This is a genomic window from Brenneria populi (assembly GCF_036016195.1).
In the GTDB taxonomy this organism is placed as follows: domain Bacteria; phylum Pseudomonadota; class Gammaproteobacteria; order Enterobacterales; family Enterobacteriaceae; genus Brenneria; species Brenneria populi.
Genome location: NZ_JAYWTM010000001.1, coordinates 263,210 through 276,222 on the forward strand (window position 1 = coordinate 263,210; position 13,013 = coordinate 276,222).

General features: G+C 58.7%; 14 protein-coding genes. 11 read left to right on the forward strand and 3 right to left on the reverse strand.

Going from position 1 to position 13,013, the window contains the following annotated elements; all coding sequences use genetic code 11:
• Window positions 1–81 precede the first annotated feature (81 nt).
• The 11 genes from epsC to VSX58_RS01265 all read left to right on the forward strand — a co-directional run bounded on the left by epsC (window position 82) and on the right by VSX58_RS01265 (window position 9,770).
• A complete protein-coding gene (gene epsC / locus VSX58_RS01215) occupies window positions 82–1,065 on the forward strand; it encodes a serine O-acetyltransferase EpsC (protein WP_327616439.1) in 984 nt (327 codons plus the stop codon).
• A gap of 149 nt (window positions 1,066–1,214) precedes the next feature.
• Window positions 1,215–2,117 (forward strand): PLP-dependent cysteine synthase family protein, encoded by a 903-nt coding sequence (locus VSX58_RS01220; RefSeq protein WP_327616440.1) that lies wholly within the window; start codon window positions 1,215–1,217, stop codon window positions 2,115–2,117.
• Window positions 2,114–2,539, forward strand: coding sequence for a M67 family metallopeptidase (locus VSX58_RS01225; protein WP_327616441.1), 426 nt, complete (start codon window positions 2,114–2,116; stop codon window positions 2,537–2,539). The genes VSX58_RS01220 and VSX58_RS01225 overlap by 4 nt, the downstream gene beginning before the upstream one ends.
• Before the next feature lie 31 nt (window positions 2,540–2,570).
• Window positions 2,571–2,855 (forward strand): ubiquitin-like small modifier protein 1, encoded by a 285-nt coding sequence (locus VSX58_RS01230; RefSeq protein WP_327614555.1) that lies wholly within the window; start codon window positions 2,571–2,573, stop codon window positions 2,853–2,855.
• A gap of 5 nt (window positions 2,856–2,860) precedes the next feature.
• Window positions 2,861–4,036: a molybdopterin-synthase adenylyltransferase MoeB gene (gene moeB, locus VSX58_RS01235; RefSeq protein ID WP_327616442.1), complete on the forward strand. Its 1,176-nt coding sequence runs from the start codon at window positions 2,861–2,863 to the stop codon at window positions 4,034–4,036.
• Window positions 4,037–4,092: 56 nt separating this feature from the next.
• Entirely contained in the window at window positions 4,093–5,040 is a 948-nt protein-coding gene (locus VSX58_RS01240; protein WP_327614553.1) for a family 2A encapsulin nanocompartment shell protein, read from the forward strand.
• Window positions 5,027–6,538, forward strand: a complete 1,512-nt coding sequence (locus VSX58_RS01245; RefSeq protein ID WP_327616443.1) for a cysteine desulfurase — start codon at window positions 5,027–5,029, stop codon at window positions 6,536–6,538. Before VSX58_RS01240 ends, VSX58_RS01245 begins: the two co-directional genes overlap by 14 nt.
• Before the next feature lie 123 nt (window positions 6,539–6,661).
• Window positions 6,662–6,847 carry a hypothetical protein gene (locus VSX58_RS01250; RefSeq protein ID WP_327616444.1) on the forward strand — a complete coding sequence of 62 codons (186 nt, stop codon included), beginning with the start codon at window positions 6,662–6,664 and terminating at the stop codon, window positions 6,845–6,847.
• 277 nt (window positions 6,848–7,124) lie between these two features.
• A complete protein-coding gene (locus VSX58_RS01255) occupies window positions 7,125–7,961 on the forward strand; it encodes a MetQ/NlpA family ABC transporter substrate-binding protein (RefSeq protein ID WP_327616445.1) in 837 nt (278 codons plus the stop codon).
• Entirely contained in the window at window positions 7,958–9,136 is a 1,179-nt protein-coding gene (locus VSX58_RS01260) for a methionine ABC transporter ATP-binding protein (RefSeq protein WP_327616446.1), read from the forward strand. Before VSX58_RS01255 ends, VSX58_RS01260 begins: the two co-directional genes overlap by 4 nt.
• Window positions 9,108–9,770 (forward strand): methionine ABC transporter permease, encoded by a 663-nt coding sequence (locus VSX58_RS01265; protein WP_327616447.1) that lies wholly within the window; start codon window positions 9,108–9,110, stop codon window positions 9,768–9,770. The genes VSX58_RS01260 and VSX58_RS01265 overlap by 29 nt, the downstream gene beginning before the upstream one ends.
• A gap of 67 nt (window positions 9,771–9,837) precedes the next feature.
• Here VSX58_RS01265 and VSX58_RS01270 read toward each other — a convergent pair whose 3' ends face one another.
• From VSX58_RS01270 to VSX58_RS01280, 3 genes are all read right to left on the reverse strand, one after another.
• Window positions 9,838–10,704 carry an ABC transporter permease gene (locus VSX58_RS01270; RefSeq protein ID WP_327616448.1) on the reverse strand — a complete coding sequence of 289 codons (867 nt, stop codon included), beginning with the start codon at window positions 10,702–10,704 and terminating at the stop codon, window positions 9,838–9,840.
• A gap of 35 nt (window positions 10,705–10,739) precedes the next feature.
• On the reverse strand, window positions 10,740–11,615 hold the full coding sequence (locus VSX58_RS01275) for an ABC transporter ATP-binding protein (RefSeq protein WP_327617036.1): 876 nt from the start codon (window positions 11,613–11,615) through the stop codon (window positions 10,740–10,742).
• Window positions 11,616–11,708: 93 nt separating this feature from the next.
• The gene (locus VSX58_RS01280) at window positions 11,709–12,764 is read right to left on the reverse strand and encodes an ABC transporter substrate-binding protein (protein WP_327616450.1); all 1,056 of its coding nucleotides are present in this window, start codon (window positions 12,762–12,764) and stop codon (window positions 11,709–11,711) included.
• Between the last annotated feature and the right edge of the window lie 249 nt (window positions 12,765–13,013).

A 13,013-nucleotide genomic window follows, 5' to 3' on the forward strand; every position in this document is an offset into this window, starting at 1 on the left:
CATTTGCTTTAAGAAGGTAATAAGCATATTTATGTAAATAACTTTTAGATATAAATCTCTGGCTTTAATAGGTAATCGGTTATGAATAATGTAGAAGTCAGCGAGTCTATTTTTATTCAACAGGATAATAGCCGTTGGGGTTTGGATAGTATCGTAGCGGAACTCAGTCAGGCCAGAAATGAATGGCGTGATAATCATTCGGTGGGGCACTATCAGGATAAGCGTCTGTTGCCTTCCAAAGAAAATATTTCCGTAGTGGTTAATAATCTTTTAAAAATATTATATCCCATGCGTTTGGGCGTCAGCTCGATAAGAAAAGAGAGCGAAGATTATTATGTCGGGTATTTATTGAGTGAGACGCTAGACCGTTTAACGGAAGAGGCGCAGCTCGAATTACGCCACGGCGTCAATCTGGCGCGCCGGTCGGGCGTATCGCCGCAGCATGAGGAGAGCGACGAAGCCAGGGCGATTCATCTTATCCGACAGTTCTCGTCGCAGCTGCCGTCCATTCGCCGCCAACTGGATATCGATATTCTGGCCGCCTGGCAGGGCGACCCCTCGGCGAAAAGCGTCGACGAAGTGCTGCTCTGCTATCCCGGGGTCTACGCGGTGATTCATTACCGCATCGCCCATCAGCTCTACCTTCTCGGCCTGCCGCTGCTGGCAAGAATTGTGAGTGAAAAAGCCCACGGCGAGAGCGGAATCGATATCCATCCCGGCGCGCAGATTGACGTCGGCATTTTTATCGACCACGGCACCGGCGTGGTGATCGGCGAAACCGCGATTATCGGTAAACGGGTGCGCATTTATCAGGCGGTGACGCTGGGAGCGAAGCGCTTCCTGGTTGATGAGAGCGGCGTGTTGCAAAAGAGCTATCCCCGCCATCCCATTATTGAGGATGATGTGGTTATCTACGCCGGCGCCACCCTGCTGGGACGTATTACCGTCGGCGCGGGATCGTCGATAGGCGGCAATGTCTGGCTGACCAGCGACGTGCCGCCCGGCAGTAATATTCGCCAGGCCACGTTATTGCAAACCCGCTATCAGGATGGCGATGGGATTTAATTCCCTATTTTTTATGATTCAAGGCGCGGGCGCGTTGGTTTTTCTGTAACTCGAATTATTTTTAATATATTTCAATACGTCTTTTTAACGAAGATGGAAATAACAGCGACGGCCCGGCTAATAATAATGAAATAACGGAAGTAATCGAGATGAATATTCTTGATCTGGTGGGAAATACCCCGTTGCTTGCGCTTAATTATTTATCCGCAGCCACCTCAGACGTGGCTATTTTGGGCAAGGCGGAATTTATGAACCCCAGCGGTTCGGTAAAAGATCGGGCGGCGAAAGCGATGGTGTTGGATGGCATCGCCCGCGGCAAACTGACCAGAGAAAAAACCCTGGTCGACGCCACCAGCGGGAATACCGGCATTGCCTACGCCATGCTGGGCGCGGCGCTGAATTATAAGGTCAAACTCTTTATGCCGCAGAATACCAGCGCCGAGCGAAAACGGATTATCCGCAGCTATGGCGCCGAAATCGTGGAGACCGACGCGCTGGAGGGATCCGACGGCGCCTACCTGGCCGCGAAGGCGCTGGCGGCGTCCGACGAGGACGCGTACTTCTATCCGGATCAATACAACAACGACCTGAATCCGCAGATCCATTACGCCACCACCGGCGAGGAGATCTGGCGCCAGAGCGACCGGCGCATAACCCACTTCGTTTCCAGCGTGGGCACCTCCGGCAGCTTTGTCGGCTGCGCCCGACGGCTCAAGCAGGAAAACGCCGCGATTAAAACCCTGATGGTGCAGCCCGCCTCGCCGTTTCACGGTATCGAGGGCACCAAACATATGGCGAGCAGCATCAAGCCGGGAATTTTGGATGAAAGCCTGCAGGACGGCGTGATTACCGTGACCACCGAAGAAGCCTACGCCGTGTCCCGACTGCTGGCCCGGCGCGAGGGCGTGTTCGTCGGCATCTCGTCCGGGGCGAATGTGGCGGCCGCGCAGCGGCTCGCCGCCACGCTGCCGGCGGGGTCGGTAATTGTCACATTGCTTTGCGATACTGGCTCGCGCTATGTATCCGACACCTTTTGGGACGAGAAATCATGATAAGGCTAACCAAGGATATCGAACAGGCAATACGCAAAGAGGGTGAAAGAACCTATCCCAACGAGTGCTGCGGCGTGCTGCTGGGCGCCGGCGACGCGCAGGGCGTGACCGCCGTGGCGCGGATTCTGCCGATAGATAACGCCCGCGAGGAGGAGGAGCAGTATCACCGTTTCGTCATCACCGCGGACGATTTTTTGCGGGCGGAGGGTATCGCCCGGCGGCATGCGCTGGATGTGGTCGGTTTTTACCATTCGCATCCGGATCATCCCGCGGTGCCGTCGGAGTACGACCGCACGCACGCCCTGCCGTTTTATTCCTACATCATCGTTGCGGTCTCCGAGCGTGTTGCGGGGGCGTTTACCAGTTGGCGGCTCTCCGCCGACAGCAAACAGTTCTCTCAGGAAGACGTCGACATTATTTGACCGTAATACCATCTATTTAAGGAGCGTACCTATGTCCGTTACTTTACTGATCCCCACCGCGCTGCGCGCTTTTACCGACGGCCAGTCGAAAATCCAGCTGGAAGGGAATACCGTCGGCCAGTTAATCGAGGCGCTGGCGCAGCGCTATCCCGATATCCGCCAGCATCTGTATGAGGAGGAGGGAGGATTGCGTTCGTTTATCAATCTGTACGTCAACGACAGCAATATCAAAAACACCGGCGGTCTGGATACGCCGGTGAGCGCGGGCAACGAGGTTATTTTGGTGCCGGCCATCGCCGGCGGAACACAGGACTGAACGGCATGCAACTCGCAAGCATTATCCCCGATGAGCGTCTGACGGCGTTATCCAATGCGGAAATCGCCCGTTACAGCCGCCATCTGTTATTGCCGGAAATCGGCGTTGAGGGGCAGCGGCGCATCAAAAGCGCCCGCGTGCTGTTGGTGGGAACGGGCGGCCTGGGCGCGCCGCTGGCGTTATACCTGGCCGCCGCCGGGGTCGGCACCATCGGTCTGGTGGACTTCGATTTTGTCGAAGTGTCGAATTTACAGCGCCAGATTATTCACGGTACTAAAGATATTGACCGCCCCAAAGTGGCGTCGGCCAAGGATCGGATCAAATCCATTAATCCGGATTGCCAGGTGGTGACCTACAACACGCAGCTAAACAGCAAAAACGCGCTGGATATCATCCGCGAATACGACGTGGTGGCGGACGGCACCGATAACTACCCCACGCGCTATTTGATCAACGATGCCTGCGTGCTATTGGGCAAGCCCAGCGTCTATGGCTCGATATTTCAGTTCGAAGGCCAGGCGAGCGTTTTTTACGCCGAACAGGGCCCGTGCTACCGCTGCCTGTATCCGGCGCCGCCGCCGCCCGGGCTGGTGCCTTCCTGCGCCGAGGGCGGCGTGATCGGCGTGCTGCCCGGCATTATCGGCACCATCCAGGCGGCGGAGGTCATCAAGCTGATCGTCGGCGGCGCGGATAGCCTGGTCGGACGTCTGTTGCTGTTCGACGCTTGGCAGATGTCCCAGCGCGAATTAAAGCTGGAAAAAGATCCCGGCTGCCCGATCTGCGGCCGCCATCCGCAGATTACGCAATTAATTGACTACGAAGAGTTCTGCGGGCTTAAACCCTCGTCGGACGCGATTCCGGTGGAGAGCATCAGCGCGCCGGAGTTGAAGGCGCGGCTGGACGCCGGCGAGCCGCTGCAGCTCATTGATATCCGCGAGCCCCATGAGCGCGCCATCGTCAAGTTCCCCGGCGCGAAGGTGGTGCCGTTAGGCCAGATCGCCCGCAGGATTGAGGAGTTCGATCCGGCTATCGATGCGGTGTTTCTCTGCAAAATAGGGCAGCGCAGTATTTTCGCCATTCGGGCGTTGCAGCAGGCGGGCTATACGGGACGGCTGCTTAACCTGAAAGATGGCGTCAACGCCTGGGCCCGGGAGGTGGATACCAGTCTGCCGCAATATTGAAAGCGCTTTATTCGTGTACCAATCAAAATGTGTTCTGGATAATTTAAGGAATGATCATGGCAGATAAAAAACCAGTAATTAATGCGCTCGGGCGTGACGCGGCCTATCAGTTGGCCAACGTAACCAAAACGGCGCCGCAGTTCGGCGCGATTACGCCGCGTTGGATCACCCGCTTTCTGGAATCCAAAGGGCTGGAAGCCGGGATATACCGGGTTAATAAAGTCGTCGAAGGGGATACCCCGCTGGATGTGCTGTGCAGTCAGGATCCCTCGCAGATTGATATCCCCCAGGGTTATATCGAGTATGAAACCCGGCCGCGCGAGTATCAGCTCGACTCCATCTCCACCATCGTAAACGTCGATACCCGGGTCGCCGATGTTTACAGCTCTCCCTTCGATCAGGCCAGCGAGCAGATCGCGCTGGCGATTGAGAGCCTGCGGGAGCGCCAGGAAAGCCAGCTGATCAATAATGACGATTACGGTCTGCTGAAGAACGTCGCGGATTCTCAACGCATTCAGACGCGCAAAGGGCGCCCGACGCCGGACGATCTCGATGAGCTGCTGAGCAAAGTGTGGAAGGAGCCGTCGTTCTTCCTGGCGCATCCGCGCGCCATCGCCGCCTTCCAACGCGAAGCGACGCGCCGCGGCGTACCGCCGGTAACGGCGACGATTAACGGCGGCGTGTTTATTCTGTGGCGCGGCATTCCGCTGATCCCGAGCGATAAACTGTTCGTCGACGGGTTAAAAAATCCCAAAGGCCAGAGCGGGAAAACCAATATTCTGCTGATTCGCTCCGGCGAAGCGAAGCGCGGGGTGCTGAGCCTGTATCAGTCCGGCCTGCCCAATGAGCAATCGCGGGGATTATCGGTGCGTTTTCGCGGCATTGATGACAATGGCGTCGCCTCTTATCTGCTTTCACTCTATTGCTCGGCCGCCATTCTGGCCGATGATGCCATCGCGGTATTAGAAGATGTTGAAGTGGGTGAGTATTATGACTACGAATAAAACGCAGCGCCCGTTCGAGCCGGCTTCTGCGCCGTTTGCGGGCCATCTGCCCGACGGTCCGTCGGCGCATGACTATGGTTTGCCGGACGAGCGCGATCTGCATGCGCTGCTATCCGGCCGTTTCCCCGACGCGGCGCCGAGCCAGGCGTCGCCCTACGCGCCCAGAGTCGTGCCGCTGGGCCAGCCGGACCAGGCCGCGCCGCCGGTCAACGGCTATCTCCCGCCCCGGCCGCAGGCGGCGGATTTCTCGCCGCTGTCGCGGGTCGGGTCGGTTCCCGTGGAGCGGATCCGCGCCGACTTTCCCATTCTCTCCGAGCGGGTGGACGGGCATCCGCTGGTCTGGCTGGACAATGCCGCCACCACCCACCGGCCGCAGCAGGTTATCGAACGTATCAGCTACTACTACGAGCATGAGAACTCGAATATCCATCGCGCGGCGCATACGCTGGCCGCGCGCTCGACCGACGCCTACGAGGCCGCGCGCGATAAGGTGGCGCGTTTTATCGGCGCGCCCGGCCCGGACAATATTGTGTTTGTGCGCGGAGCCACCGAGGGGCTGAATCTTATCGCGCACAGCTACGTAAAACCGCTACTGCAGCCTGGCGACGAGATAATCCTTACCCTGCTGGAGCACCACGCGAATATCGTGCCGTGGCAGCTGATTGCCCAGGAGACCGGAGCGGTTATCCGCGTAGCGCCGGTGGATGATCAGGGGCAGTTGATCCTCGCCGAATACGCCAGGCTGTTTAACCGCAAAACCCGTTTCGTTTCGGCGACGCACGTTTCCAACGCGCTGGGGACCATTACGCCGGTGCAGGAGCTGGTGAGCATCGCGCACGGTTTCGGCGTGCCGATCGCCATCGACGGCGCCCAGTCCATTTCGCATATTCCGCTCAACGTGAGCGCGCTGGATGCGGACTTCTTCGTCTTTTCCGGCCACAAAGTGTTCGCGCCGACCGGCATCGGCGTGGTGTACGGCAAACAGGAGGCGCTGGAGCGGGCGCGGCCCTATCAGGGCGGCGGCAATATGATTGCGGACGTCACCTTCGAGCTGACGCAATACCAGAAGGCGCCGCACAAGTTTGAAGCGGGCACCGGCAACATCGCCGACGCGGTCGGGCTGGGGGCGGCGCTGGATTATGTGACGGCGTTAGGGATTGAGAATATCGCCCAATATGAGCACGCGCTGCTGGAGTACGGGATTGAGAAACTGGCGCAAATTCCCGGTCTACGCCTGATCGGCACCGCGCCGCACAAGACCAGCGTGCTCTCTTTCGTGCTGGAGGGGCACGCCAATGAGGCTGTCGGCCGTTATCTCAGCCAGTCGGGGATCGCGGTGCGCGCCGGGCACCACTGCGCGCAGCCCATTTTGCGCCATCTCGGCTATGAAGGTACGGTGCGGCCCTCCATCGCGTTTTACAACACCCCGCAGGAGATCGATTTCCTGGCGGAGAAAATCGCGCGCCTGGCCGACGCGCCGGCTTCCGCCCTGCGCTGAGTAATAAACGTTATCCGTCTCGCGCATAATCAAAGCATAAAATTTTACTTCGTTTTTTTTGGCTATGCGCTTAACTGAGAGGAAATAAATCACATCGGCGAGCGAAATAGGGAGAAGAAAAAGATGGCGACTCACTGGCTTGCAAGAATATCGGGCTCATTACGCCGTCGGATAAATAAATTAGCGGCGATGCCGCTTAACGTATCGGTAACGGACGACTCCGGAATATCGGTGGTCATTCTCTCTATGGGATATATCTATGGTATCGAAACCGGCCATGTCTATCTGGTATCAACGCGGACGAAATAACCATTATCGTCGCTTGATTCGCCAGAGTTACTGGAATGAACTGTGCCCGTGTAATGCGTAAGCGGGCAATGTCACGCTAAGATAATTGATCTCATCTACTTGCGAAAATAACCAAACGGTCAGCCACGTTATGAATCGTTGTTGCAATCAATTACCGTCTTCACCATTTTTCACTGCTGATAAACATTAAATATTCTCGCGCAATACTCGCCTGCAAATCCTGTCGGTATTAATTAAGGATAATGAGCAAAGAGATATTGCGCCAATAAGGAAATATATGAAAAGCATCAATACAAAACTATTCGGCAAGGGATGCGCGGCGGCGCTGCTGGCATTCGCGTTGACGGCGCAGGCGGCCGATGTGGTGAAAATAGGCTCCACGGTCGGCGCGACATCCGATGCCGTGCTGGCGGTCGTCGATGAGGCGAAGGCGCAGGGCATCGATGTGCGGCTGGTGGAATTTACCGACTGGACGCTGCCGAACGAAGCGCTGAATAACGGCGATATCGATCTGAATTTTTTCCAGCATGAGCCGTTCCTGCAAAACGCCATCAAAGAGCGGGGTTACAAGCTGCGGAATATCGGCTTCGGGCTGCTGCAGAATATCGGTATCTATTCGAACAAGATAACCAGCCTGAACGATGTGCCGGAGCGGGCGAAAGTCGGCGTGCCCAGCGACCCGGTGAATCAGGGGCGGGGACTGCTGCTGTTGCAGAAAGCCGGGCTGATTAAGCTGCGCAACGGCAACGCTACCGACGCGACGCTGAACGATATCAGCGAGAATCCGAAAAAGCTGCAATTTTTCGAGATCGAAGGACCGCAGTTGATTCGCTCGTTGCAGGATCTGGATCTCTCCGTGGTTTGGCCCTCCTATTTCTTTAATGCCGGCACGCCGCAGAAAGCGAGCGAGGGGCTGCTGTACTCCGGGGTAAGCGATAGCTACTACGCGATGAGCTTCACGGCGCGCAGCGATCGCGCCGCCGATCCGCTGTTGAAAAAATTCGTGGCGATCTATCAAAACTCTCCCGCCGTGCGCGAGACGATAGCCAAACGTTTCAATCACGATCCCAATCTGTATGCGTTTCCCTGGCTGAAGGAAGGACAGCAGCGATGAGGCAGACGGCATCGGCGCTGAAAGCGCTGCCGGCCTTCCTGCGGGCCGCGGACGAACAGCCCGCCGACGCGGCGTTATTCGCGGCGCAGAGACGCGGCCGCGGCGCCGGTTCGGTGACGTTCGAGAATATCTCCAGGGTTTACCGCTCGGCGCATGCCTCGGTTCACGCGTTGCAGGAGATCAGCCTGACGATTCCGTCAGGCGCTATTTTCGGCATCATCGGGCGCAGCGGGGCGGGTAAATCCACCCTGTTGCGCACCATCAATCGGCTGGAGCGGCCCACCGGCGGCAGAGTGCTGGTGGACGGCGTGGATATCGGCGGTCTGGGCGAGTCCGAGCTGGTCGATTTGCGCCGGCGCATCGGCATGATCTTTCAGCACTTCAATCTACTGTCGGCCAAAACGGTGTGGGAGAATATCGCGCTGCCGCTGAAGGTGTCGGGCGCGCCGAAGGAGAAAGTCGAGCGGCGCGTCGCCGAGCTTTTGGCGCTGGTGGGGCTACAGGACAAGCGCGACAGCTACCCAAGCCGGCTCTCCGGCGGGCAGAAACAGCGCGTGGGCATCGCCAGGGCGCTGGCCACCTCGCCGCAGATTTTACTGTGCGACGAGGCCACCTCGGCGCTGGATCCGGAAACGACGCAATCCATCCTGCAGCTGCTGCGCGATATCAATCGGCGTCTGGGCATCACCATTATCCTGATCACCCACGAAATGCGCGTTATCCGCGCCATCGCCGATCGGGTGCTGGTTCTGGAACAGGGACGCATCGCGGAGACGGGGGAGGTTTGGCGAGTTTTCGGTTCGCCGCGGCATGAAGCGACGCGGGCGCTGCTGGCGCCGCTGCAGTACGGTTTGCCGGATGATTTGCAAAACCGCCTGCAACCCCGGCCATCGGCGAACGCCGCGGCCTGCGAACGGATTTTGCAGCTGTCATACACCGGCGAGGGCGGGCTGGAGCCGGACTGTTCGCGCATCGCCCAGGCGTTGCAGGCCCCGGTTCGCCTGATACACGGCGGCATGGACCGCATTCAGGGCCATGCGCACGGCCGGCTGCTGCTGGCGGTGCGCGCCGATGTGCGGCTGCCCGATTTAATTTCTCTTACGCACGGGCCGCAGGCCGTTGCGCATCAGATTGAGGTGATCGGCTATGTCCCTATCGCTGACTATTCCGTTTGACCGTTATACGCAGGCGTTGATCGATACGCTGACCATGGTCGGCGTATCCGGGCTTATCGCCTTTTTGGCCGGCGTTCCGCTGGCGGTGATGCTGATCGTCACCGCCCCGGGCGGTTTTCTGGCGTCTCCCCGCTTCAACCGCATTGTCGGCGGCGTTATCAATGGATTTCGCGCCACGCCGTTTATCGTGCTGCTGGTGGCGCTGATTCCGTTTACCCGCTGGGTGACGGGCACCACCATCGGCGTTTGGGCGGCCATCGTGCCGATGGCGATCGGCGCGACGCCATTTTTCGCGCGTATCGTCGAAGTCAATCTGCGCGAGGTCGATCCGGGACTGATCGAAGCCGCGCAGGCGATGGGCTGCAAGAAGTGGGATATTGTGTGGCATGTCTATTTGTCCGAAGCGCTGCCGGGCATCGTCGGCGGTTTTACCATCACGCTGGTGGCGCTGATTAGTTCGTCGGCGATGGCGGGCGCCGTGGGGGCGGGCGGTCTGGGAGATCTGGCGATCCGCTATGGCTATCAGCGGTTTGACACCCAGGTGATGGCCATCGTCATCGCCGTGCTGATCGCGATGGTTACCGTGGTGCAACTGACCGGCGACCGCTATGCGCGCCGGCTGAGAAACCGCTGATAGCGCGAACTGCGCCCGGCGAGCGTCAACGCCGGGCGTTCCCGCCGACCGCTCTGTCATCCCCGCTTCAGCGCTGCATTCCCCAGCGTCTGATGGTGACGCGCTCAATCGTGGCGAAAATCAGCGTCTCCACCAGCAGGCCGATAATGATGACCGACGCCAGACCGGCGAAAACCCGGTCGGTATACAGCTCGTTGCGGTTTTGGAAAATATACCAGCCCAAGCCCCCTTGACCGCTTGACGCGCCGAACACCAGCTCGGCGGCGATCAGGGTGCGCCAGGCAAAGGCCCAGCCGATCTTCAGCCCGGAAAGGATCGACGGCAGCGCGGCCGGTATCAGGATATGCCACACGTAGCGCAGCCCGCTCAACCCGTAGTTGCGCCCGGTCATGCGCAGCGTATCGGACACCCCCAGGAAGCCGGAATAGGTGTTGAGCGCCATCGGCCACAGCACGGAATGGATAAGCACGAAGATCAGGCTATTGGTTCCCAGCCCGAACCAGAGCAGCGCCAGCGGCAGCAGGGCGATGGCCGGCAGCGGATTCAGCATTGAGGTCAGGGTGGAGAGCAGATCGCGCCCCAGCCGGGTGGAGACGGCCAGCGCGCTGAGCGCCAGCGCCAGGGCGGTGCCGATAACATAGCCTTTAATCAGCGTGCCGATGGAGATGGCGATTTTGGCGGGCAGTTCGCCGTTGCGCATATCGTCGATAAAGGCGGCCGCCGCCTGGGTGAAGGAAGGCAGCAGCAAATCGTTGTTTTGCCAGCGCGCCGCCGCTTCCCATAGCAGCGCCAGCACCGCCAGCAGCACGGTTTTGCGTATCGCGCCGATGTTCCACAGGCGGTTGAGCAGCGGCAGCGGTTGGGCGACTCTGGCGTCGCTCAGCGGCGCCAGATCTCTTAGATACTCCGGTCGAACGGGGGGAAGTTGACTCATGATAAAACCTTTTTCCGTATGACAAAGCGAAGGGATCAACCGGTATGTTGACCCGCCAGGGAACGGTGCGGCACGGGAGCCGGGCCGGGTGCGGCCGGCTGCGTCTCCACCGGATGGCCCGTTGGAAACAGCAGGTCGTGAATACGCCGCGCCGCGGCCTGAAATTCGACGCCGCCTTCATCGTTATGGGCGAATTGATGGCTATTGAGCTCGGCGCGCACTCGCCCCGGGTGCGGCGAAAGCAGCAAAATCCGGTTGCCGACCACCAGCGCCTCCTCGATGGAGTGGGTAACGAACAGCAGGGTAAAGCGGACCTCTTCCCACAGTTCCAGCAGCTCTTGCTGCATTTTGCGCCGGGTCAGCGCATCCAGCGCGGCGAAGGGTTCATCCATCAGCAGGACCTTGGGCTTCATCGCCAGCGCGCGGGCGATGGCCACCCGCTGCTTCATTCCGCCGGACAGCGTGTGCGGCCAGGCGTGGGCGAAATCCGCCAAACCGACCTTTTCCAGATAGTACATCGCCTGATCCCGCGCTTCGCCGGCGGAGAGCCTGCCGGTGACCCGCAGCGGGAATTGGGTATTTTCCAGCACGGTTTTCCACGGCGGGAGCTGGTCGAACTCCTGAAACACCATCATCCGTTCCGGGCCGGGTTTGGCGATCGCTTTCCCTTCCAGCAGAATACGTCCGCCGACCGGCGGCAGAAAACCGCCCACGGCCTTCAGCAGGCTGGATTTGCCGCAGCCGGAGGGGCCGAGCAGAATAAAGCGTTCGGCGGGAAAAATATCAAAACTCACGTCGTCGGTGGCGCGCACCCGGCGTTCGCGAGTGGCGTATTCCAGGCTGACCCCCTGCACCTGCAGCAAGGGCAAGGGCGGCTGGACGTCGGCGGAGTGTAATGGCTGAAAAGACATGATTTTCCCCTCTCGTTGTAATCGAAAAGCCGCGTTCAGGCGACGGCGCAGCCGGCAGCGATTGCCGGCCTGGCGTTGCCGCGGCGTCATGCATCAGCTTCCCGATGCGACGTGCGGATCGTCAAAGAAGTAGTCCTTAACCGATTCGGGCTTGTGTTTAATCGCTCCCACGCGGTGCAGGAATTGCCCCAGCTGCAGGGTGTTTTGCGGGGTGATGCTGAATTTCGACTCGGGGCTTTTGAGAATCTCCAGCAGCAGCTTGCGGTCGATTTTGGACTTAGTGATGCGGATAAACGCATCGGCCGCCGCTTCGGGATCATTGGCGCTAATGTCCGCCGCTTCGGCCAGCGCATTGACGAACACGCGGTAGGTGCGGGGATTCTCCTTGCGGAACTTCTCCGTGGTGTAGAGCACCACCGGCGAAGTGGGGCCGCCCTGAACGTCATAAGAGTTCAACACGATATGGGCGTTAGGATTGCCCGCCAGCTCCTGTTCCTGGAAGGGCGCATTGCCGAAGTGGGCGGTGATTTCCGTGCCCGCGCTGATAATGGCCGCCGTGGCGTCGGGGTGAGGCACCGCCACCTGGAGCTTATCGAGCCGGTTGTACTCCTTGTCTCCCCACAGCTTGGCCGAAGCCTGCTGCAGATAGCGGGACTGGACGGACACCCCGACCGCCGGCACGGCGATGCGATCTTTATCGGTGAAGTCGGCGATGGTTTTTACATTGGGATTGGTGCTGATCAAATAGTAAGGGAAGCTGCCGGTGGCGAGCACGGCGCGCACGTTCTGCCGGTCTTTGGTGCGATCCCAGAGCGTGAACAGCGGGCCGATGCCCGCGCCGGCGATATCCACCGATCCGGAGAGCAGCGCATCGTTAGCCGCCGCGCCGCCGGCGAGCTGGATATACTCCACTTTGAGATCCAATCCCTCGGCTTTTGCGTGTTTTTCAATCAGCTGCTTATCCTGCGCCACGTTAAGCAGCAGATAGACGATACCGAACTGCTGCGCGATACGCAGTTTCTCTTGCGCATAGGCCTGCATCGGCAGCGCCAGCGCCGATGCCAGCAGGCCTGCCGCCGAGGTTAGCGCAATCAGCCTGCGGGAAAGAAAACGGGTCGGGTTTAGCGCATTCTTACTTGTTTTTTGCATACATAGAGTCCATTAAAATGTGTGAAATTCAATATGGCCAATCGGTAACGTTCGATTTAAAACCAGACGGAGTAACGCCGCGTAAAATATCCCGCATCGAATTGCTATCGTTTAATGAAAATAAAACGGATAAATATTTCGATAAATAACCTAAGTTTCCCCATTTAGATTTAGTGATTTGATTAATTAAATATTATTGATTACATTAATTTAATATATTCCGCATCGGCGGAATGTAAGCCGCAGCAT

Coding starts and splice junctions, on each gene's coding strand:
- epsC (WP_327616439.1), top strand. CDS start 82: ATGAATAATGTAGAAGTCAGCGAGTCTATTTTTATTCAACAGGATAAT.
- VSX58_RS01220 (WP_327616440.1), top strand. CDS start 1,215: ATGAATATTCTTGATCTGGTGGGAAATACCCCGTTGCTTGCGCTTAAT.
- VSX58_RS01225 (WP_327616441.1), top strand. CDS start 2,114: ATGATAAGGCTAACCAAGGATATCGAACAGGCAATACGCAAAGAGGGT.
- VSX58_RS01230 (WP_327614555.1), top strand. CDS start 2,571: ATGTCCGTTACTTTACTGATCCCCACCGCGCTGCGCGCTTTTACCGAC.
- moeB (WP_327616442.1), top strand. CDS start 2,861: ATGCAACTCGCAAGCATTATCCCCGATGAGCGTCTGACGGCGTTATCC.
- VSX58_RS01240 (WP_327614553.1), top strand. CDS start 4,093: ATGGCAGATAAAAAACCAGTAATTAATGCGCTCGGGCGTGACGCGGCC.
- VSX58_RS01245 (WP_327616443.1), top strand. CDS start 5,027: ATGACTACGAATAAAACGCAGCGCCCGTTCGAGCCGGCTTCTGCGCCG.
- VSX58_RS01250 (WP_327616444.1), top strand. CDS start 6,662: ATGGCGACTCACTGGCTTGCAAGAATATCGGGCTCATTACGCCGTCGG.
- VSX58_RS01255 (WP_327616445.1), top strand. CDS start 7,125: ATGAAAAGCATCAATACAAAACTATTCGGCAAGGGATGCGCGGCGGCG.
- VSX58_RS01260 (WP_327616446.1), top strand. CDS start 7,958: ATGAGGCAGACGGCATCGGCGCTGAAAGCGCTGCCGGCCTTCCTGCGG.
- VSX58_RS01265 (WP_327616447.1), top strand. CDS start 9,108: ATGTCCCTATCGCTGACTATTCCGTTTGACCGTTATACGCAGGCGTTG.
- VSX58_RS01270 (WP_327616448.1), bottom strand. CDS start 10,704: ATGAGTCAACTTCCCCCCGTTCGACCGGAGTATCTAAGAGATCTGGCG.
- VSX58_RS01275 (WP_327617036.1), bottom strand. CDS start 11,615: ATGTCTTTTCAGCCATTACACTCCGCCGACGTCCAGCCGCCCTTGCCC.
- VSX58_RS01280 (WP_327616450.1), bottom strand. CDS start 12,764: ATGCAAAAAACAAGTAAGAATGCGCTAAACCCGACCCGTTTTCTTTCC.